This window comes from Dysosmobacter sp. Phy (genome assembly GCF_054476235.1).
In genome coordinates, this window is record NZ_CM136997.1 from 2080333 (window position 1) to 2099132 (window position 18800).

General features: G+C 65.1%; 22 protein-coding genes. 4 read left to right on the plus strand and 18 right to left on the minus strand.

What is annotated here, in order from left to right; genetic code table 11:
* Positions 1-49 precede the first annotated feature (49 nt).
* Positions 50-1603, minus strand: coding sequence for an S-layer homology domain-containing protein (locus ACVDHE_RS10195; protein ID WP_458884502.1), 1554 nt, complete (start codon positions 1601-1603; stop codon positions 50-52).
* Between the two features lie 175 nt (positions 1604-1778).
* Positions 1779-3140 carry an MATE family efflux transporter gene (locus ACVDHE_RS10200; protein ID WP_458884503.1) on the minus strand — a complete coding sequence of 454 codons (1362 nt, stop codon included), beginning with the start codon at positions 3138-3140 and terminating at the stop codon, positions 1779-1781.
* Between the two features lie 240 nt (positions 3141-3380).
* On the opposite strand from ACVDHE_RS10200, the gene ACVDHE_RS10205 reads away from it, so the two are divergent.
* The 3 genes from ACVDHE_RS10205 to ACVDHE_RS10215 all read left to right on the plus strand — a co-directional run bounded on the left by ACVDHE_RS10205 (position 3381) and on the right by ACVDHE_RS10215 (position 6001).
* Positions 3381-3725 carry a hypothetical protein gene (locus ACVDHE_RS10205; protein WP_213037955.1) on the plus strand — a complete coding sequence of 115 codons (345 nt, stop codon included), beginning with the start codon at positions 3381-3383 and terminating at the stop codon, positions 3723-3725.
* A gap of 135 nt (positions 3726-3860) precedes the next feature.
* The gene (locus tag ACVDHE_RS10210; RefSeq protein WP_213037956.1) at positions 3861-5135 is read left to right on the plus strand and encodes an aminotransferase class I/II-fold pyridoxal phosphate-dependent enzyme; all 1275 of its coding nucleotides are present in this window, start codon (positions 3861-3863) and stop codon (positions 5133-5135) included.
* Complete coding sequence (locus ACVDHE_RS10215; protein ID WP_458884504.1) at positions 5132-6001, plus strand: radical SAM protein; 870 nt, start codon at positions 5132-5134, stop codon at positions 5999-6001. The genes ACVDHE_RS10210 and ACVDHE_RS10215 overlap by 4 nt, the downstream gene beginning before the upstream one ends.
* Positions 6002-6046: 45 nt before the next feature.
* Here ACVDHE_RS10215 and ACVDHE_RS10220 read toward each other — a convergent pair whose 3' ends face one another.
* Positions 6047-6913 (minus strand): YitT family protein, encoded by an 867-nt coding sequence (locus ACVDHE_RS10220; RefSeq protein WP_458884505.1) that lies wholly within the window; start codon positions 6911-6913, stop codon positions 6047-6049.
* On the opposite strand from ACVDHE_RS10220, the gene ACVDHE_RS10225 reads away from it, so the two are divergent.
* A complete protein-coding gene (locus ACVDHE_RS10225) occupies positions 6912-7175 on the plus strand; it encodes a hypothetical protein (protein ID WP_458884506.1) in 264 nt (87 codons plus the stop codon). The two genes, ACVDHE_RS10220 and ACVDHE_RS10225, sit on opposite strands and share 2 nt — an antisense overlap.
* Here the strand turns inward: ACVDHE_RS10225 and ACVDHE_RS10230 are convergent.
* From ACVDHE_RS10230 to ACVDHE_RS10300, 15 genes are all read right to left on the minus strand, one after another.
* Positions 7138-8034, minus strand: coding sequence for a DMT family transporter (locus ACVDHE_RS10230; RefSeq protein WP_213037960.1), 897 nt, complete (start codon positions 8032-8034; stop codon positions 7138-7140). The genes ACVDHE_RS10225 and ACVDHE_RS10230 overlap by 38 nt on opposite strands.
* A gap of 62 nt (positions 8035-8096) precedes the next feature.
* Positions 8097-8522 (minus strand): aspartate carbamoyltransferase regulatory subunit, encoded by a 426-nt coding sequence (locus ACVDHE_RS10235; protein WP_213037961.1) that lies wholly within the window; start codon positions 8520-8522, stop codon positions 8097-8099.
* Between the two features lie 13 nt (positions 8523-8535).
* The gene (pyrB, locus tag ACVDHE_RS10240) at positions 8536-9456 is read right to left on the minus strand and encodes an aspartate carbamoyltransferase (RefSeq protein ID WP_213037962.1); all 921 of its coding nucleotides are present in this window, start codon (positions 9454-9456) and stop codon (positions 8536-8538) included.
* A 13-nt stretch (positions 9457-9469) separates the two neighbouring features.
* The gene (gene pyrE / locus ACVDHE_RS10245) at positions 9470-10105 is read right to left on the minus strand and encodes an orotate phosphoribosyltransferase (RefSeq protein WP_418725978.1); all 636 of its coding nucleotides are present in this window, start codon (positions 10103-10105) and stop codon (positions 9470-9472) included.
* 43 nt (positions 10106-10148) lie between these two features.
* Positions 10149-10850, minus strand: coding sequence for an orotidine-5'-phosphate decarboxylase (pyrF, locus tag ACVDHE_RS10250; RefSeq protein ID WP_458884507.1), 702 nt, complete (start codon positions 10848-10850; stop codon positions 10149-10151).
* The gene (locus ACVDHE_RS10255) at positions 10843-11760 is read right to left on the minus strand and encodes a dihydroorotate dehydrogenase (protein ID WP_458884508.1); all 918 of its coding nucleotides are present in this window, start codon (positions 11758-11760) and stop codon (positions 10843-10845) included. The genes pyrF and ACVDHE_RS10255 overlap by 8 nt, the downstream gene beginning before the upstream one ends.
* Positions 11754-12491 (minus strand): dihydroorotate dehydrogenase electron transfer subunit, encoded by a 738-nt coding sequence (locus ACVDHE_RS10260; RefSeq protein WP_458884509.1) that lies wholly within the window; start codon positions 12489-12491, stop codon positions 11754-11756. The genes ACVDHE_RS10255 and ACVDHE_RS10260 overlap by 7 nt, the downstream gene beginning before the upstream one ends.
* Entirely contained in the window at positions 12488-13780 is a 1293-nt protein-coding gene (locus ACVDHE_RS10265; RefSeq protein WP_458884510.1) for a dihydroorotase, read from the minus strand. The genes ACVDHE_RS10260 and ACVDHE_RS10265 overlap by 4 nt, the downstream gene beginning before the upstream one ends.
* Positions 13781-14064: 284 nt before the next feature.
* On the minus strand, positions 14065-14475 hold the full coding sequence (locus tag ACVDHE_RS10270) for a NifB/NifX family molybdenum-iron cluster-binding protein (protein ID WP_213037967.1): 411 nt from the start codon (positions 14473-14475) through the stop codon (positions 14065-14067).
* A complete protein-coding gene (locus tag ACVDHE_RS10275; protein ID WP_213037968.1) occupies positions 14472-14834 on the minus strand; it encodes a DUF134 domain-containing protein in 363 nt (120 codons plus the stop codon). Before ACVDHE_RS10275 ends, ACVDHE_RS10270 begins: the two co-directional genes overlap by 4 nt.
* 114 nt (positions 14835-14948) lie before the next feature.
* Positions 14949-16676, minus strand: a complete 1728-nt coding sequence (locus ACVDHE_RS10280) for a phospho-sugar mutase (protein WP_458884511.1) — start codon at positions 16674-16676, stop codon at positions 14949-14951.
* A 59-nt stretch (positions 16677-16735) separates the two neighbouring features.
* Positions 16736-17101: a hypothetical protein gene (locus tag ACVDHE_RS10285; protein ID WP_213037970.1), complete on the minus strand. Its 366-nt coding sequence runs from the start codon at positions 17099-17101 to the stop codon at positions 16736-16738.
* A gap of 44 nt (positions 17102-17145) precedes the next feature.
* Positions 17146-17469 (minus strand): putative signal transducing protein, encoded by a 324-nt coding sequence (locus tag ACVDHE_RS10290; protein ID WP_458884512.1) that lies wholly within the window; start codon positions 17467-17469, stop codon positions 17146-17148.
* A 26-nt stretch (positions 17470-17495) separates the two neighbouring features.
* On the minus strand, positions 17496-17978 hold the full coding sequence (gene rlmH, locus ACVDHE_RS10295) for a 23S rRNA (pseudouridine(1915)-N(3))-methyltransferase RlmH (protein WP_213037972.1): 483 nt from the start codon (positions 17976-17978) through the stop codon (positions 17496-17498).
* Positions 17966-18766 (minus strand): MBL fold metallo-hydrolase, encoded by an 801-nt coding sequence (locus tag ACVDHE_RS10300; RefSeq protein ID WP_458884513.1) that lies wholly within the window; start codon positions 18764-18766, stop codon positions 17966-17968. The genes rlmH and ACVDHE_RS10300 overlap by 13 nt, the downstream gene beginning before the upstream one ends.
* Positions 18767-18800 lie beyond the last annotated feature (34 nt).

The following is an 18800-nucleotide window of genomic DNA, read 5'->3' on the forward strand; positions in this document are numbered from 1 at the left end:
AGGGGCGGATGGAGCACATCCCCGGTGTGCTCCGTCCTTTGGGCTCCGCTTATGACACGGCGGCCGCCGTCAGCGCGGCGCTGGGCGCGGCGGGGGATAGGAACGTCTGGCGGACGGCGGTCAGATCCAGGGTGTAGACGCTGTCGTAGGGGGTGTACCGGACCAGCAGATACGCGCCGTTGACCCCGGCGGGCCGCAGTTCCACGGAGCGGACGGCCGACCAGGCCGCCCTGGCCGAGCCGAACTGCTCCACCGGCAGGCAGGCCGCCAGGACCTCCGGGCCCGCCCAGCAGTCGCGCCAGGTTTCGCCGCCGTCCTCCGTTTGCAGCAGCATCCAGGGCGCGTCTCCGCCGCCGCCCAGCAGGACGGCGCCCTCCGCGCTGTACGCCCACAGTGCCCGGACGCTGACGGAGAGCGGGCTGCCCGCCTCCGTCCAGGTCCTGCCGCCGTCGGCGGTGCGGAGCAGCCGGGCGCCGCTGACGGCCCAGCCGCCCGTCTCGCTGAAGAAGGAGCTGGCATCGGCCGCCTCCGGCAGGGCGTCCGCCTCCGGGGCGAAGGGGGCGTCGAGGGTGTCTGTCAGGACCCCGGCGGCCTCCAGCAGGTTCCCGTAGGCCCAGTGGCCGGCGGTCAGATCGGACCAGGGGCTCATACCCAGGCCCACCGGGTTCTGGGCCGCATCCCGGCCCAGCATCCGGTTGACGGCGGTCACCGCCTGGGCCCGGGTCACCGGAGCCTCCGGGCGGAACAGGCCGTCGGACCCGCCCTGCATCCAGCCCAGGACCGTGGCGCTGTGGATGTACCCGGCGGCCCAGTGGTCCGTCGGTACGTCGGCAAAGGGCTCCGTGTCACCGTAGAGGCCCACCGGCGGGGCGAACTGGCAGCGGTGCAGCAGCACCGCCAGCTGGGCCCGGGTCACCGGGGCCTCCGGATGAAAGGCGCCGTCGGCGTAGCCGGTGAACATGCCGTAGCTGGCCAGATAGCTGGCCGCCTGGCACTGGGCCTCGTCCGGGATGTCGCAGAAGGGGCCCTGGTAGCGGCTGCGCTGGTTGTCCGCCTCCAGCAGGGCATAGAGTATCTCCGCCAGCTCTCCCCGGGTCAGGGGATCGTCCGGCCGCACCAGGCCGTCCTCCGCCGTGAGGTAGGCCAGGTGCCGTTCCGTGCGCAGCACCGGCAGGTCGTCGGGCTTGGCGGGCCGCAGATACCTGCGCAGCTGCTCCACCGACAGAGCCTCCGCCGCCCGGACGAAGTCCTCCAGGGTCTCCGGGCCGCAGTTCACCCCGCCGCCGGGGGATCTCCACAAGAAGGCCCGGTCCGTCCCCATGGCCACGATGCGGTACGCCGGCTGGGTATAGGCTGGGGAAAAGACCGCGCAGCGTGGCGTGACCGTCACCAGCGTGCCGATGAGGCCGCCGTTTTCCCGGGAGGCCGTGTGATAGAAGGATACGGTTCCTGTTCCGGTCTCTACAGTGATCTCTTCGTCGGAGAGGCCGGGGACCGTCAGGGAGAAGTCCACAGTCTCCAGGCGGAAGGTCTCGGCGGCGGAGACCGGGGCGGCCAGGGCGAACACCAGGCAGATGCTCAGCAGGAGGGACGATCGTCTCATGGCGGACAGCTCCTTTCGGAAAATGTGTGTCGGCGAAAGTGCCGTTTCATGATAACAACATTATAGCAGCGGGATTTCCCGGGGATAAACCACAAAGCAGCAACAATTCGATACAATTTGAAAACATTGGAAAAGCCGGAGGTCCTGTGGACCTCCGGCCGGGATGTGGGATGCGTCAGGCTGACGCAGGGATCTCCGCCGCCAGCTCCCGCAGGACCCTCTTTTGCAGGGGAACGGCGCACAGCAGGGTCAGCAGGTCCGACACGGCCTGGGCCATCTGGATGCCCAGGACCCCCAGGGTCAGGGAGAGGATGGCCACCAGGGGGATGAAGAAGATGCCCTGCCGGGCCATGGCGAGAAAGGTGGCAGGGCCGGTGCGGCCGATGGTCTGGAGCATCATGTTGCTCATGACGATCCAGCCCTGGAAGCAGAAGGTGACGCACTGGAACCGCAGCGCCGCGGCGCCGCAGGCGATAACCTCCGGGTCATCCCGGAACACCGCCACGATCTGGGGCGCGAAAGCAAATCCCAGGGCGCCCACGGCCATCAGAAAGACAGTGGAGCTGCGGAAGCAGAAGCGGAACCCCTCCAGCACCCGGCCGTAGAGCTTTGCCCCGTAGTTGAAGCCGCACACCGGCTGGAAGCCCTGACCGAAGCCGATCATGGCCGAGCCGCCGAACATCATGATCCGCTGGACCACACCCATGGCGGCGATGACGGCGTCGCCATAGGGCCGGGCGGCCCAGTTGAGGCAGATGGTGGCTACGCTGGCCAGGCCCTGCCGGGCCAGGGAGGGCAGGCCGCCCTTTAGGATCATCAGGTAGTAGCTGGGCTTGAGCTGGACCCGGGAGATGTGGATGTGGAGGTTGCCGCCCCGGGTGCACCCCACCAGCAGCAGGCAGAAGCTGACGAACTGGCTGAAAATGGTGGCCCAGGCGGCCCCGGCGATGCCCATGTCGAACACGAAGATCAGCAGTGGATCCAGCCCGATGTTCAGCACGGCGCCGCTGACGATGCCCACCATGCCGTACACAGCGCTGCCCTGAAAGCGCAGCTGATTGTTGAGGACCAGGGAGGCGGTCATCCAGGGGGCACCGAAGAGGATCACCCGCATGTAGTCCCGGGCGTAGGGCAGAATGGTGGGCGTGGAGCCCAGGAAGTTGGCCAGGGGCGTCAGGAAGATCTGGCCCAGAATGCAGATGACAAGGCCCGTGGCCAGGGCGGCGAAAAAGCCGGTGGCCGCCATGTTGGAGGCAGTCTCCGTGTGCTGCTTGCCCAGTTCCCGGGAGATGAAGTTGCCGCTGCCGTGGCCGAAGAAGAAACCCACCGCCTGGATGATGGCCATGAGGGAGAATACCACGCCCACGGCGCCGGTGGCGGGATTGCTGTTCAGCATCCCGACAAAAAAGGTGTCCGCCATGTTGTAGAAGGCGGTCACCAGCATACTGATGATGCAGGGAAGGGCCAGCCGGCAAATCAGAGAGCTGACCGGATCCTCTGTCAGGTGGTGAAATTTTTGTTCCTGCTTGTCCTCCATAGGGCCGTCGCCGCCTTTCTCAGAATTACGCAATCGTTAACGAAATTATAACACGATATTTATGAGAGGAAAAGCCTTTCTGCCAGAGAAAGCCCGCTGCTCCAGTGTTTCGGGTCAGGCGCCTGATGAGACGCAGGCGCATAGAATGGACTGCATCTCCCGGTGAGCGGCCGGGGCCGCCGGTGCGGCCTCAGAGGCCCCGCGGGAGAGGCCAATCTCTAGGAAACGAGGGAGTTTGCTTTGCGAATTAATGAAGCATACGAGCACGAGGCCCTTCGGTCCTGCCAGACCGAGGAGACCACCTGCCCGATCAATGGATGCAGCAAGGTCAGTACTCAGTGTGTAGACGTCTCGGCGCCGGTGGTTCTTGCCCCCACCGCGTCTTTGGGGAGCCCCACGGTCACTTGTCAGGGAAGCCCCAGCGTTACTTGCGTCACCAGTTCCGACAAGACCTACTGCACCGTGACGCTGACGCAGCAGGTGTGCGTGTCCATCCCGGTGTGCTACGGTGTGTCCATAGCCACCGGCGAGGTCACCATCGCCTGCGCTGACAGTGGTACGGGCAGCTGCCATTGCCGCTGCTGACGAAAATGGATGTCCCCCGCCGGTTTTCCGGCGGGGGACGCGCCTTTTCGGGGGAAAATAGGCTTGCAACTTTCCCGAAAAGCCGGTATACTGAATTGATATTTGAATGAGAACAACACGGAAAGGATGATCCATATGACCGCTTATCCCCAGATGAGCCCCGCGGAGCGGAAAGAGGAGTACGCCCGCCTGATGAAGGAGTACGAGGACCTGAAGGCCCGGGGCCTGAAGCTGAACATGGCCCGGGGCAAGCCCGGCAAGGCCCAGCTGGACCTGGTCAGCGACATCTTCCAGCTGATGCAGAGGCCCGAGGACTATGTGTCCGACGGTGTGGACGTGCGCAACTACGGCGAGCTCTCCGGCCTGCCCGCCGCCAAGCAGCTGTTCGCCGAGATCCTGGACTGCAAGAGCGAGCAGGTGTTCGTGGGCGGCAACGCCAGCTTGCAGCTGATGTACGACACCGTCTCCAAGGCCTATACCCATGGCCTGCTCCACAGCGAGCGGCCCTGGTGCAAGGAGCCTGTGGTGAAGTGGCTGTGCCCCGCCCCCGGCTACGACCGCCACTTCAAGGTGACCGAGTCCTTTGGATTTGAGCTCATCACCGTCCCCATGACCGACGAGGGCCCCGACATGGACGTGGTGGAGAAATACATCGCGGACCCTGCGGTGAAGGGCATGTGGAACGTGCCCAAGTACTCCAACCCCGACGGCATCATCTACTCCGCCGAGACCATCCGCCGCATCGCCTCCATGAAGCCCGCCGCGCCGGACTTTCTGCTGATGTGGGACAACGCCTACTGCATCCACGAGTTCGAGGGGGAGTACGTGCCCTTCCCGGACATCCTCTCCGAGTGCGCCAAGTACGGCAACGCCGACATGGTCTTTGAGTTCGCCTCCACCTCCAAGGTCACCCTGCCCGGCGCCGGCATCTCCTGCTTCGCCTGCTCCGAGGCCAACATGGCCTATATGGAGAAGCTCCTCACCGTCCAGGTCATCAGCTTCGACAAGGTGAACCAGCAGCGCCACGTGCTCTACCTCAAGGACAAGGCCCACACCCTGGAGCTGATGCGCAAGCACGCCGCCATCATGGGCCCCAAGTTCCGCTGCGTGGTGGACGCCCTGGACCGGGAGATCGCCCCCCTGGAGATCGCCTCCTGGCGCCGTCCCAAGGGCGGCTACTTCGTCTCCCTCAACGCCATGCCCGGCACCGCCAAGCGGACCCTGGCCCTTTGCAAGGAGGCGGGCGTCACCATGACCGGCGCCGGTGCCACCTTCCCCTACGGCAAGGACCCCGCCGACAGCAACATCCGCATTGCCCCCTCTCTGCCTCCTGTGGAGGAGCTGGAGCAGGCCATCGCGGTGCTGTGCGTGTGCCTGAAGATGGCCGCCCTGGAGAAGCTGGGCGTATGAGATACTTGGGCAGCGTCTACCGCCCCCCCTCCGAGGCGTACAGCCTCATCGTCCAGGTGACCTACGGGTGCAGCCACAACACCTGCGCGTTTTGCAGCATGTACAAGGAGAAGCGCTTCGCCCTCCGGCCCCTGGAGGAGGTGCTGGAGGACTTCCGCCTGGCCCGGCAGACCTACCGCCGGGTGGAGCGGGTGTTCCTGGCGGACGGGGACGCCCTGGTCCGCAAGGCCTCGGAGCTGTATACGATCCTGGATACCATCCGGGAACTGTTCCCGGAGTGTGAGCGGGTCACCAGCTACGCCTCCCCCGCGTCCCTGCGCATCCGCACCATGGAGGAGCTGAAAACGCTCCGGGAAAAGGGTCTGACCATGGTCTACATGGGCCTGGAGTCCGGCTGCGACGATGTGCTGAAGCTCATGCGCAAGGGCCACCTGTCCGCGGAGATCGTGGAGATGGGCCGTAAGGCACGCCAGAGCGGCATGGCCCTCTCCGTTACGGCCATCACGGGCCTGGGCGGGCCGGAACTGCTGGAGCGCCACGCCGTGGAGACGGCGGAGGCCTTCAACGCCATGAACCCGGAGTATATCGGCATGCTGACGCTGATGGTGGAGCCGGGCACGCCTCTGTACGACTGGGTGCGGGACGGCAGCTTCCGCCTGCTGACCCAGCCCCAGGTCCTCCAGGAGACCCGCCTTCTGGTGGAGAAGCTGGACAGCCCCGGCAGCGTGTTCCGCATGAACCACGCCAGCAACTACCTGGTGCTCAAGGGCACGCTGAACCGGGACAAGGCCGCCATGCTCTCGGAGATCGACCGGGCCGAGCACGACCTCAGCCGCCTGCGCCCTGAGGAGTGGCGGGGCCTGTAAAAGCAAAAAAAGACCGGACCGCGGCTATTTCGCGGTCCGGTTTTTTCATGCCACGTGCTTGAAATTACCCAGGGTCTCGCTGACGCTGGAGACGTAGGCGAAGGTGTCCGGGAAGCGGGCAAGGATCTCCTGGAACCGCACCACCTGATGGCGGTTCACCACGCAGATCAGCAGGCACCGGGGCGTCTCGGAGTACATCCCCTCCGCCTGGAGCACCGTGACGCCGTGGTGGAGCTGCTGCAAAAGCTGTCGGGACAGCTCCTCCGGCTGGCGGGTGATAACCTCGAACTTCATGGCGGACTTGCCGCCCTTGAGGATGGTGTCGCTGATGCTGGAGCTGAGGTAGCAGTAGATCAGGCACAGGATCACCGGCTCGAACTGGCAGCCGTAGACGAAGAAGGACAGCACCGCCACCGAGGCGTTGAGGGTGAAGATCACCCACACCAGGCTGGCCTCCGGCCGCTTTTTCCGCACCCAGGCCGCCACGATGTCCGTGCCGCCGGTGGAGCCGTTGCGCCGGATGACCCAGCCGTACACCGCGCCGCTGACCACGCCGGCGGCCACGGGACCCAGGATGGCGGAGGAGCCGGTGTGATAGGCCAGGGCGCTCAGATCCATCCGCCCCAGGATCAGGTTTACGGCGGAGAAGGCCAGCACGAAGGTCAGTGTCTTGCGGGCAAAGTCCGGGTCCACCTTCTTCCACGCCAGCAAAATCAGCGGCAGATTGATCAGCAGAGAGAGATAGCCGATGCTCACGTGCAGCAGGTATTGCAGCATGGTGGCAAGGCCATTGATGCCGGCCGGGGCAAAGGCATTGGGAAAGACGAACAACTGGTAGCTCAGGCCCATGACGCAGGCCAGGCCCGCCACCGCGCCGTAGCTGCGCAGGGTGTTCCAAGTAGGGTGTTCCATGGCGATGTGCGTTCCTCCGAAATCGATTTCGTTCGGCCCGCAGTATACCGCGTTCTCCGGCGAAATGCAAGAAAAAATGCAAAAAAACTTCTGCATTGCAGGAAAACTTTCCTGCAATGCAGAATTGGTAAAAAAGCGGGCGAAGCCGGGCGAAAAAGACGGTCGGGATGCAGGGCGGCGGGGATGGTTCGTCACCGCCTTTTTCGGCTTTCGGCAGCGGCCTGTCACTCGGATCTTGCCAGCAGGAAGATGGTGGCGATGATGGCGGCGAAGCCCATAAGGTCCACCGCCGAGAAGGCGGTGCCCAGCCACACAGCGGAGAAAACGGTGGCAGAGACCGGCTCCGTGGCCGCCAGCATAGAGGATTTTACCGGGCCCACGTCCTGAATGCCCTGCATGAACAGCGTGAAGGAGAGGACCGTGCCGAAGAGCACGATGGCCGCCACCGCCAGCCAGCCCTGGAGGGGGAGGTCGGTGTGGAGCGTCCAGCTGCGGGCCCCCAGGTTCAGGATCGCGCCGCCGATCAGCATGCCCCAGCCGTTGATCGCCTCCCGGTTCCAGCGGGCGAGAAGCCGCCGGGGCAGCAGGGTGTACACGGTCACGGCCACTGCGGTGGCCAGGCCCCAGAACAGCCCCTGGGGCGAGAGGACCATGTGGGCCGGATCTCCGCCGGTGGCCAGCAGGAAGGTACCCAGCAGGGCCAGGACCAGGGCGACGGTCTCCACCCGGTTGGGCCGGCGCCGCAGCCGCAGACAGGTCAGCAGCATGATGATTACCAGGCTCAGGGTCTGGAGGACCGTGGTGGTGCCGGCATTGGAGTAGGAGATGGAGGTCATGTAGGCGTACTGGCACATCATCAGTCCGAACACACCGTAGCCCACCAGCATGGCCGCGTCGGCGGGAGAGCGCCAGATGCGCAGCAGTTCCCGTCGGTGGCGGACGGCGGCCAGGGCCAGCATGATGACGCCGCCGGAGAGCAGCCGCAGGCAGGTCAGCCACAGGCTGCTGACGCCGTAGCGGGTGAAGAGGTATTGGCCGCAGGTGCCGGAGAAGCCCCAGCACACGCCGCCCAGCATGGTGCAAAGGCTTCCCCGCAGAAGATGGGATTTTGTTTCGTTCATGGTATTTTTTCGCGGAAAACCTCCGCCCAAAAGGGCGGAGGCCGTTTGATATTCCGTTCCTTTCAGAAGCGTTTGTCCTTGGCGGTGTCGCAGTAGGCGCAGCGGTAGGTGTGCTTTTCGGGGTCGCTGAGCAGGAAGATGGCATCCAGCTGCGGCTCCGCCACGGTGATGCAGCGGGGGTTCTTGCAGTGGATGATATTCACCAGCTTCTTGGGCAGTTCCAGGTGCTTCTTCTCCACCCGGACGCCGTTGCGGATGATGTTGACGGTGATGTTGGCGTCGATGTAGCCCAGTACGTCCAGATCCACTTCCATGGGGGAGTCGATCTTGATGATGTCCTTCCTGCCCATGCGGCCGCTGCGGACGTTTTTGATGATGGCCACAGAGCAGTCCAGCTCGTCCAGATGCAGGTACTTGTAGATGTCCATGCTCTTGCCGGCCTGGATGTGGTCCAGGACCACGCCGTCTTGGATGCTGTCGATATTCATAGATGTGACCTCCTCAAACCTCAATGCCCAGCAGCTTCATAATGAGCGCCATGCGGATATACTTGCCGTTTTTCACCTGTTTCCAGTAGGCGGCCCTGGGGTCCTTGTCCACGGCCACAGCAATCTCGTTGACGCGGGGCAGGGGATGGAGGATAGACAGGTCCGGCTTGGCGTTCACCAGCTTTTCCGGATTGAGAATGTAGCTGTCCTTCAGCCGCAGGTAGTCCTCCTCGTTGAAGAACCGCTCCTTCTGGACCCGGGTCATGTACAGGATGTCCAGCTGGGGGATGACGGATTCCAGATCCGTGGTCTGGGTGTAGGGGATGCCTTTCTTTTTGAAGGCCTCCTCCTTGACATACCGGGGGAGCTTGAGCTCCAGGGGGGAGATCAGCACGTAATTGATATCGGTGTAGCGGCTCAGGGCATTGACCAGGGAATGGACGGTGCGGCCGAATTTCAGGTCGCCGCAGAAGCCGATGGTGAAGCCGTTGAGCCGGCCCTTCTCCCGGTGGATGGTCAGCAGGTCCGTCAGGGTCTGGGTGGGGTGGTTGTGGCCGCCGTCACCGGCGTTGATGATCGGCACCTCAGAGAACTGGGCGGCGGCATAGGGGGCGCCCTCCTTGGGATGGCGCATGGCGATGATGTCGGCATAGCAGCTGACGGTGTGGATGGTGTCGCCCACGGTCTCTCCCTTGGCGGTGGAGCTGGACATGGCCTCGGAGAAGCCCAGGGTGCTGCCGCCCAGGGCCAGCATGGCGGACTCAAAGCTCAGGCGGGTGCGGGTGGAGGGCTCGAAAAAGAGGGTGGCCAGCTGCTTGTGGGCGCAGGCGTTCTGGTATTTGGCGGGGTTTGCAATAATGTCCTCAGCGGTGGCGATCAGCTGGTCGATCTCTTCCACGCTCAGGTCTACGACATCCAGGATATTACGAGGCATGATAGCTCCTTTCTCAACCGATCCAACTCTCGTCGGAGGGATTTGCACGGAATTTCTTCAGCCGGTCGATGTCCTCGGGGCGGATCTTGCCCTCGTCGGCGGCCACGGCGCACACGGCGTCAAAATTGGACAGGGAGTAGTTGGTCACATTGGCGGCTGCCAGGCGGTCCAGGCCCTTCTGGAGCCCGTAGGTAAAGATGGACACGATGCCCAGCACCTGGGCGCCGGCCTCCCGCAGGGCCTCCACCACCTCGATGCAGCTTCCGCCGGTGGAGATCAGGTCCTCCACCACGACCACCTTCTGGCCCGGCTCCAGCTTGCCCTCGATGCGGTTGCCCCGGCCGTGGTCCTTGTTGCCGGAGCGGACGTAGCCCATGGGCAGGCCCATCAGGTGGCCCACGATGGCGGCGTGGGCGATGCCGGCGGTGGAGGTGCCCATCAGGACCTCCACGTCGGGATAGTGCTTGCAGATCAGGTCCACCAGCCCCTCCTCCACGTGGGTGCGGACGGCGGGAGCCGTCAGGGTCAGGCGGTTGTCGCAGTAAATAGGACTCTTGATGCCGCTGGCCCAGGTGAAGGGCTCGTCGGGCCGCAGAAAGACCGCTCCGATGGAGAGCAGGTCATGGGCGATGGTCTGTTCCAGGTTCATATCAAAATCCTCCTTGGTAGAATACGAAGATCAGGCAGGGCGCTCAGCCCAGGAAGTCCTTCACGGCCCGGCGGTACGCGGCCACAGGGTCCTCGGCCTGGGTGATGGGGCGGCCCACCACGATGTAGTCGCAGCCGGACTTGCCGGCCTTCTCCGGGGTCATGATGCGCTTCTGGTCCCCGGCGGCGGAGTCGGCAAAGCGGATGCCCGGGGTGACGGTGACGAAGCCCGCACCGCAGTGCTCCTTCACCAGAGCCGCCTCCAGGGGAGAGCAGACTACGCCGTCCAGGCCGGAGGCCGCGGCGTTCTTGGCATAGGACATGACGGTGTCCGCCATGGGCACGTCGATCAGCAGCTCGTTTTTCAAAGCGGCGGCGTCGGTGGAGGTCAGCTGGGTCACGGCAATCAGCATCGGGCGGGTGCCGTCGGGCCGGGTCAGGCCCTCCAGGGCGGCCTTCATCATCTCAGAGGCACCGGCGGCGTGGAGGTTCACCATGTCCACGTCCAGCCGGGAGAGGACCGCCATGGCCCGCTTCACGGTGTTGGGGATGTCGTGGAGCTTCAGGTCCAGGAAGATCCTGTGGCCCCGGGCCTTGATGTCCCGGACCACCTGGGGACCCTCGGCATAGAACAGCTCCATGCCGATCTTCACGAAGGGTTTTTCCCCGGCGGGGAAGCGGTCCAGGAAGGAGAGGGTCTCCTCCTTGGTGGGGAAGTCCAGAGCGATGATCACGTCGTTAGCCATGGTGGGCGCCTCCTGTCAATTCAGAAATGTTGGTCACGCCCAGCTGCGCACTGACAGCGGGCAATTTTTCGATGATGGTCTTGCAGGCGTAAGGGTCCCGGAGGTTGGCTGCGCCCACCTCCACGGCGGTGGCCCCGGCCAGCATCATCTCGCACACGTCCTCGGCGGAGGAAACGCCGCCGCAGCCGATGATGGGCAGTTTCACCGCCTCGTACACGTCCCACACCATCCGCACTGCCACCGGGAATACGGCGGGGCCGGAGAGGCCGCCGGTGCGGTTGGCCAGCAGGGGACGCTTGGTTTTGAGGTCAATGCGCATCCCCAGCAGGGTGTTGATGAGGCAGATGCCGTCGGCCCCCTCGGCCTCGCAGGCCCGGGCGATGGCGGCGATGTCGGTGACGTTGGGGGAGAGCTTCATGAACACCGGCTTGTCCGTCACGGCCCGGACGGCTTTCGTCACCGCCGCGGCGCCCTGGGGATCGGAGCCGAAGTTCTGCCCGCCGGCGTGGACGTTGGGGCAGGAGATGTTGACCTCCAGGATCTTCACCTGGTCCACGCCGTTCAGCTTCCGGCAGTTGTCCGCGTACTCCTCCAGGGAGAAGCCGCCCACGTTGGCGATGACGGGACCCTGGAAGATCTTTGCGATGTGGGGTACCTCGTTTGCGATCACCGCGTCGATGCCGGGGTTCTGGAGGCCCACGGCGTTGAGCATGCCGCCCTCGGTCTCGGCGATCCGGGGCTGGGGGTTGCCCAGCCGGGCCGAACCGGTGGTGCCCTTCCAGGAGAAGCTCCCCAGAACATTCAGGTCATAGAGTTCGGCGTACTCCCGGCCGTAGCCGAAGGTGCCGGAGGCGGGGATCACGGGGTTTTTCAGCTCCACACCCGCCAGGGAAACGGTCAAATCTACCATACGATCTCCTCCTGATACAGGATGGGGCCGTCCTTGCACACCCGCTTGTACCCGTCCCTGGTGGGCACGGTGCAGCCCATGCAGGCGCCGAAGCCGCAGCCCATCCGGGCCTCGAAGCTGTACTGGCCGCCGGTGAGGCCCGGCAGGCCGTGGACGGCCTTGAGCATGGGCAGGGGGCCGCAGGTAAACACATAGGAGAGGTCCGGCAGCTTGGAAAGGCTGTCGGTGACAAAGCCCTTCGTTCCCATGCTGCCGTCCTCCGTGGCGATCATCAGGCGGCAGCCCAGGGCGGCGAACTCCTCCAGATAGAAGGCGTCCTTCCGGGAGCGGAAGCCCAGCACCACCGTGGGGGTCCGGCCCTGGGCCAGCAGGTGCCGGGCCAGGCCGTACATGGGGGCGATGCCGATGCCACCGCCCACCAGCACCGGGTCCTCGCCGCCGAAGGCGGTGTCAAACCCGTTGCCAAGGCCGCTGAGCACGTCCAGCTCCTCCCCCGGCACGCAGCGGACCAGGTCGTGGGTGCCGCCGCCGACCACCTTTACCAGCAGCATCAGGGCATCTTTGTCCCAGTTGCAGATGGAAATGGGCCGGCGCAGGAACTTCCCCGGCAGGGAGATGTTGACGAACTGGCCCGGAGCGGTGATGGCGGAGGTGTCGCCGGAGAGGATCAGCTCATAGGTGTCCTCCGTCAGCTGCCGGGCGTGTTCCATGGTAAAGAGGGACTGTTTCATGCGAAGGGTTCCTCCTCCCGTTTGAAATCGGTGTAGACCAGTTCCCCGCCGCAGATGGTAGCAGCGACGGCGGCGGCCACGCCCCACCCGTCGAAGGGGGTGGCCCGGCCCAGGGAGCGGAAGTCGGCGCTGTTGATGACGTGGGGGCGGTTCAGATCCAGCACGGCCAGATCCGCTGCCTCGCCGGGGGCGATGTCGCCGCCGGGCAGGCGGAAGATCCGCCGGGGATTGACGCACAGGGCGTTCAGCAGGGTTTCGATGGGCACCGCGCCGGTGCGCACCAGCTGGGTGTACAGCACCGGGAAGGCGCACTCCAGACCCACGATGCCGTTGAGGCTCCCGGCCAGGCCCCGGGCTTTCTCCTCCGCGCTGTGGGGGGCGTGGTCCGTGGCGATGCAGTCCACGGTGCCGTCCAGCAGTCCCTCCAGCAGAGCGTCCCGGTCGGCGGCGGAGCGGATGGGGGGGTTCATGCGGAACCGGCCCTCGTCCAGCAGGTCCTCGTCGCACAGCACCAGGTAGTGGGGGCCGGTCTCGCAGGTGACCGGCAGGCCCTCCGCCTTGGCCTTGCGGATCAGGGCCACGGACTCCTTGGTGGAGATGTGGCAGACGTGATAGCGGCAGCCGGTCTCCCGGACCAGGTCCAGATCCCGCTCCACCTGGCGCCACTCGCTCTCGGAGGCGTTGCCCACCAGACCGTGGGCACGGGCAAAGGCTCCGTCGTGGACGCTCCAGCCCTTCTGGAGCAGGGACTCGTCCTCGCAGTGGGCCACGATGGGCTTGTCCAGCTGCTTTGCCAGCTCCATGGCCCGGCGCATCATGCTCCCGGACTGGACGCCTTTGCCGTCGTCGGAGAAGCCGGCCACATCCGGGGCCATGGCGGCCATGTCCGCCAGCGTCTGCCCGGCCTCGCCGCAGGTGATGGCGCCGTAGGGGTAGACATGGACCCTGGCATCCCGGCGAATAATGTCCAGCTGAGCATCCAGATGTTCCCGGCTGTCGGGTACGGGTTTTAAATTGGGCATGGCACACACCGCCGTGTAGCCGCCCGCGGCGGCGGAGGAGGTGCCGGAGAAGACCGTCTCCTTATAAGAAAATCCAGGCTCTCGAAGATGGACGTGAACATCGACGAAACCTGGAACGATCATACAATCGGAACATTCAATTACGGAAAAGCCTTCCTTGGGAAGGGAGGGGGAAACGGAAACAATGCGGCCCTGGTCAACGGCCACATCCATCTGGCGAAAAGTGCCGCCGTGGAAAACGGTACCGCCGGTCAGCAGCAAGCTCATGGTGTCTCTCCTTCCTTTTGCGTGTTTGTTCAACATATTATAATATCCAAAGGGCTGCCGCTTGTCAACGGATTTTCCCCCGGCAGAACCGATAAAAAGAAAGGGAAATGCACGTTGATTTTTGGCCCGGAACAGCGCCCCGGCTCAGTGTGCGCCGCATCCGGCGCTCCTATCCCAAGGAGGAGATGGGGATGCCTGGCGGAGGTGTGCGGCGGCCGTTTTCACATGCTGAGCGCCGCCTCTGCCAAGAGGCGGCGCTTTTGGGGCCGTGAAAAAAGAAGTGCTCAGCAGTGGTGGCCGCAGGTATGCCCCTCGCCGTGGCCGCCGCAGCCGTGGTCGCCGCAGGCGTGGTCCTCGCCGTGATGGTGGTCGCAGGTGGCGGCCTCGGCGAATTGCAGGGAGCCGTTCAGCAGCTCCGCTACCCGCTGGTCGGCGTCGCCGGAGCAGCCGGCGTACAGCCGGATGCCGGCCTCCGCCAGAGCCATCTGGGCCCCGCCGCCGATGCCGCCGCAGATCAGGCAGTCCACGCCCAGCTGGCTGAGCAGGCCTGCCAGGGCGCCGTGGCCGCTGCCGTTGGTGTCCACCACCTGAGCGGAAACCACGGCACCGTTTTCTACCTCATAGAGCTTGAACTGGGCCGTGTGGCCGAAGTGCTGGAACACGCTGCCGTTTTCATAGGTGACTGCGATTTTCATGTGCGATCTTCCTTTCCGTCTTGGGGGTGGCACCGGCCGCAGCCGCCGCGGCTGCATCCGCCGCTGTGCCGGGGGCAGATGGCGTAGCTGCCGCCCACGATCTGCAATGGCCGTCCCTCCACCAGAAACGCCGCCAGCTTTCGGCGGGCCTGGGCATAGATCCGCTGGACCGTGGTCCGGGCCACGTCCATCTGGGCGGCGGCCTCCTCCTGATTGAGGCCCAGGTGGTCCATCAGACGCACGGCCTCATATTCCTCCACGGTCAGCAGCAGCGGCTCCTCCCGGGAGGGCTGTTCCGGGGCAAATCGGCAGTGGACCGGCATCTGGCAGACCCGGCGGCATTTGGCGCTGCGGGGCATGGGTGTCCCTCCTTGTTTTGAACATATGCCCATTATAAAACGTTTTGGACATATGTCAAGTATAATTCGCAAAAAATGTGCGCCCCCGGAAGGGGGCGCACAATGGGAGTTTTGTTACTTCTGCAGGCCGTCCACCCATTGGCCGTACTTGTCCAGATTGGCCTGGGCGTCGGCGGCGTCCTTGCCCTGGGTCAGGATGTAGACCTTGATCTTGGGCTCCGTGCCGGAGGGACGGACGATGACGGAGGTGCCGTCGGCCATCTCAAAGCGCAGCACGTTGGACCCCGAGAGCTCCATGGTGCTCTTTGCGCCGGTGGCGCAGTCCACCACGGACCCGTCGGCGTAGTCCTTGAAGGTCACGGCCTTCACACCGGAGATCTCGGCGGGCGGGTTCTCCCGCAGGGACTTCATCAGGTTGGCCATGTCTTTGAGACCGTCCAGGCCGGGCATGACCAGATTGTAGGTCTTTTCGGCGAAGTAGCCGTACTTCTTGTACAGGGCCTGGATGGCGTCGTACAGGGTCATGCCCTGGGCGGCGTACCAGGCGGCCATCTCGCTGAGCTCCACGGAGGCGGAGACGGCGTCCTTGTCCCGGACGTAGTCGCCCAGCATGTAGCCGTAGCTCTCCTCGTAGGCGAAGATGACCTTGCCCTCGCCGGCGGCCTCCAGCTTGTCCTTCTTCTCCGCCAGGAACTTGAAGCCGGTGAAGGTGTCGTAGCACTGGAGGCCGTTTTCCTCGGCCACCTTCCGGGCCATCTCGGTGGTGACGATGGTCTTGAGGGCCACGGGGTTTTCCGGCATCTTGCCGGTGCGGCGCTTGGCGCCGATCAGATAGTCCAGCAGCAGCACGCCGGTCTGGTTGCCGGAGATGACCTTGAACTCGCCGTCGCCGGTCTTGACCATGATGCCCACCCGGTCGGCGTCGGGGTCGGAGCCCAGGATGAAGTCGGCGTTGTTGGCCTTGGCCAGGTCCACGGCCAGATAGAAGCCCTCGGGGTTCTCCGGGTTGGGGGAGACCACGGTGGGGAAGTTGCCGTCAATGACCATCTGCTCCGGCACGCAGATCACGTGCTTGAGCCCCAGGCGCTTGAGAGCCTCGGGGATCAGCTGGTAGCCAGTGCCGTGGAAGGGGGTGTAGACCATCTTGAAGGTGTCGGCCACCTGCTCCACCACGGCCTTGTCATTGACCTGGGCCATGACGTTGGAGAGGAACTTCTCATCGGTCTCCTTGCCCATGAGGGTGATGAGCCCCTCGGACACGGCCAGATCGTAGTCCACCAGCTTCACGCAGTCGAACACGTCCAGCTCCCGCATTTTTTTCGCCACCTCGTCGGCGTGCTTGGGGGGCAGCTGGGCGCCGTCCTGCCAGTAGACCTTGTAGCCGTTGTACTCCTTGGGATTGTGGCTGGCGGTGACGTTGATGCCGGCGATGCAGCCGTATTCCCGGACAGCAAAGCTCAGCTCCGGAGTGGGGCGCAGGGCCTCGAACAGCCGAACGGGGATGCCGTTGGCGGCCATGACGCAGGCGGCCTCCCGGGCGAAGCGGTCGGAGTTGTTGCGGCAGTCGAAGCACACGGCCACGCCCCGCTGCACCGCCTCGGGCCCCTCCTCCAGGATGACCTGGGCGAAGGCCTGGGTGGCGTGGCGGATCACGTGGATGTTCATGCGGTTGAGGCCCACGCCCATGGTGCCACGGAGACCTGCGGTGCCGAAGGCCAGCTGGTCGTAGAACCGGGACTCGATCTCCTTCGCGTCGCCGCGGATGGCCTCCAGCTCCTCGTGCTCCTCGGGACTCAGGACGGGGCTGGCAAGCCACTTCTCATATTCCTTCATGAAATCCATACACGTTTCCTCCTGCTATAAAAATGTACTGAATAATCTCAATCAAACCGGGGGGCGGTTCACCGGCTCCAGTCTGGGGAGAAGCCGCAGACGGGGCACTCATACATGCGCCAGACAAAGGGGCCCAGATTCCTGTCTTCCCCCAGAGAGCCTCTGATGGTGCGGTTTCCGCAGCAGGGACAGCGGTGATAGGTTAGGGCACTGACCAAGCCAAAGGCGACGAACAAAGCGCCCCCGGCCGTCAGATACGGGTATCCCCGGTCAAAATCCTGCCGCCCCAGGAAAGCTGCAATGACCATCAGCAGGATCGCCGCCAGACCGATGACGTCCGTCAGATTGGCTCTGCGGCGGAACCGCCGGGCCAGGCGGGTCTTTTCCTCGACCGTCAGGTTGGGCCGGGGCGTGAAGGGGGCGTTTGGCTGCATGGCGTTTCCCTCGCTTTCCAAGACAGATGGGCAAAGCCCGGCCGTCAGGGGGCGGGCGCATCTTCCTCCGGGACCGGCTCCAGCAGCTGCCGGGCCTCGTCCAGCCGGGAGGCGGGGACGTACAGGTCCACTCCCGAGTGGGCGGTGCCCAGATAAAGCCGGACCGCGGCGCCGCCCCAGGGGTATTGCCGCAGCACCGGGATGCCGCAGGCCTCCAGGCGCGACGCGGTCATCTCCGCCCACAATCCGCCGTCCTCCCGGAGATTGACTAGGAAGGCCGGCTCCTCCGGATCACCGTACGCGTCCTTCGGCCAGCGGCGCAGCAGCTCCTCGTGGGACAGGGCTCCGCTCAGATCCTGGGGATCCATGGGCACGGCCTCCTTTCCGGGGTACGTCACTTGTGATAGCGGGTTCCGGCGTTGATCTGATAGGCCCGGTAGATCTGCTCCAGCACCATGACCCGGGCCAGATGGTGGGGGAAGGTCATGGGGGACATGGACAGCCGCTCCGCCGCCAGGGCCTTGAGGGAGGGATCCAGGCCGAAGGAGCCGCCGATCAGAAATACCACCTGGGACTGGCCCCGGCCGGCGCTGGCGGAGAGCATCCGGGCCAGCTCCTCGCTGGAGCGGAGCTTCCCCTCCACGCACAGGGCCACGATATAGGCGGAGGCGGGCAGCTTGGCCCGGACCGCTGCGGCCTCCTTTTCCAGGGCTCCGGCGATCTGGGCCGGGGAGGGATCCTCCGGCAGCCGCTCCTCCGGCAGCTCCAAAATCTCCAGCTTGCAGAACCGGGAAAGGCGCTTGGCGTACTCCGCCGCGGCCTCGGTGTAGAACTTCTCCTTCAGCTTCCCCACGCACAAAACGGTTATCTTCTGCATACGGCCCTCCTGACCAGCACATGGGCGGGGCCCAGGGTGTCCCGGGGCGCCACGGAGAGGACGGGGGCCGCCCCGGCGGCGGCCAGAGCCGTCTCCACGGCGGTGCGGGCCATGGCGGGGGTATTGTTCTCCCGGCTCAGGTGGGCCAGCACGATCTCCGATGCGCCCCGCTCCGCCAGAAGGGCGGCGAAAGCGCCGGCGTCGCCGTTGCTGAGGTGGCCCTCCAGCCCCAGGATGCGCTTTTTCAGATAGTAGGGGTAGGGACCGCTGCGCAGGGTCTCCACGTCGTGGTTGGCCTCCAGCACCGCCAGGTCCACGCCGCTCAGCAGGTCCGCCGCCTGGTCGGTGACATAGCCGGTGTCCGTCAGGACGCCGACGCTGCCGTCGGCGGTGTCCAGCCGGTAGCCGCAGCTGCCGGGGGCGTCGTGGGAGGTCTCCGCGGCGGTGACGGTACAGGCGCCGACGGAGAAAGGGACGCCGGTCTCCAGCTGGCACAGCCGGTCCTCCAGCTCCGGCAGCCGGTACAGCAGCTCCCGGCCCGCCCGGGCTGTGGCCCAGACCGGCGCGTCCGTGCGCTTGAGCAGGGTCCGCAGACCGGAGATGTGGTCGGAGTGGGTGTGGGTGATCAAAATGGCGTCCAGATCCCCCGGGCCCAGGCCCAGCTCCCCCAGGGAGGCGGCAATGCGGCGGCAGGAGATGCCGGCGTCCAGCAGGATCCGCGTCCCGCCGGAGAGAATTGCCAGCGCGTTTCCGGAGGAGCCGCTGGCCAGAGTATGTACGACTGTCAAGAAAAACGACCTCGCATAGAAAGGATCGCGTCCG

What these genes read in the sequence shown, in the direction of transcription:
- ACVDHE_RS10255 (WP_458884508.1), bottom strand. Translation starts at nt 11,760, where the DNA reads ATGGTAGATTTGACCGTTTCCCTGGCGGGTGTGGAGCTGAAAAACCCC.
- ACVDHE_RS10275 (WP_213037968.1), bottom strand. Translation starts at nt 14,834, where the DNA reads ATGCCCCGCAGCGCCAAATGCCGCCGGGTCTGCCAGATGCCGGTCCAC.
- pyrE (WP_418725978.1), bottom strand. Translation starts at nt 10,105, where the DNA reads ATGAACCTGGAACAGACCATCGCCCATGACCTGCTCTCCATCGGAGCG.
- ACVDHE_RS10220 (WP_458884505.1), bottom strand. Translation starts at nt 6,913, where the DNA reads ATGGAACACCCTACTTGGAACACCCTGCGCAGCTACGGCGCGGTGGCG.
- ACVDHE_RS10225 (WP_458884506.1), top strand. Translation starts at nt 6,912, where the DNA reads ATGGCGATGTGCGTTCCTCCGAAATCGATTTCGTTCGGCCCGCAGTAT.
- ACVDHE_RS10270 (WP_213037967.1), bottom strand. Translation starts at nt 14,475, where the DNA reads ATGAAAATCGCAGTCACCTATGAAAACGGCAGCGTGTTCCAGCACTTC.
- ACVDHE_RS10280 (WP_458884511.1), bottom strand. Translation starts at nt 16,676, where the DNA reads ATGGATTTCATGAAGGAATATGAGAAGTGGCTTGCCAGCCCCGTCCTG.
- ACVDHE_RS10285 (WP_213037970.1), bottom strand. Translation starts at nt 17,101, where the DNA reads ATGCAGCCAAACGCCCCCTTCACGCCCCGGCCCAACCTGACGGTCGAG.
- ACVDHE_RS10230 (WP_213037960.1), bottom strand. Translation starts at nt 8,034, where the DNA reads ATGAACGAAACAAAATCCCATCTTCTGCGGGGAAGCCTTTGCACCATG.
- ACVDHE_RS10260 (WP_458884509.1), bottom strand. Translation starts at nt 12,491, where the DNA reads ATGAAACAGTCCCTCTTTACCATGGAACACGCCCGGCAGCTGACGGAG.
- ACVDHE_RS10265 (WP_458884510.1), bottom strand. Translation starts at nt 13,780, where the DNA reads ATGAGCTTGCTGCTGACCGGCGGTACCGTTTTCCACGGCGGCACTTTT.
- ACVDHE_RS10200 (WP_458884503.1), bottom strand. Translation starts at nt 3,140, where the DNA reads ATGGAGGACAAGCAGGAACAAAAATTTCACCACCTGACAGAGGATCCG.
- pyrF (WP_458884507.1), bottom strand. Translation starts at nt 10,850, where the DNA reads ATGGCTAACGACGTGATCATCGCTCTGGACTTCCCCACCAAGGAGGAG.
- rlmH (WP_213037972.1), bottom strand. Translation starts at nt 17,978, where the DNA reads ATGCAGAAGATAACCGTTTTGTGCGTGGGGAAGCTGAAGGAGAAGTTC.
- pyrB (WP_213037962.1), bottom strand. Translation starts at nt 9,456, where the DNA reads ATGCCTCGTAATATCCTGGATGTCGTAGACCTGAGCGTGGAAGAGATC.
- ACVDHE_RS10290 (WP_458884512.1), bottom strand. Translation starts at nt 17,469, where the DNA reads ATGGATCCCCAGGATCTGAGCGGAGCCCTGTCCCACGAGGAGCTGCTG.
- ACVDHE_RS10215 (WP_458884504.1), top strand. Translation starts at nt 5,132, where the DNA reads ATGAGATACTTGGGCAGCGTCTACCGCCCCCCCTCCGAGGCGTACAGC.
- ACVDHE_RS10210 (WP_213037956.1), top strand. Translation starts at nt 3,861, where the DNA reads ATGACCGCTTATCCCCAGATGAGCCCCGCGGAGCGGAAAGAGGAGTAC.
- ACVDHE_RS10235 (WP_213037961.1), bottom strand. Translation starts at nt 8,522, where the DNA reads ATGAATATCGACAGCATCCAAGACGGCGTGGTCCTGGACCACATCCAG.
- ACVDHE_RS10195 (WP_458884502.1), bottom strand. Translation starts at nt 1,603, where the DNA reads ATGAGACGATCGTCCCTCCTGCTGAGCATCTGCCTGGTGTTCGCCCTG.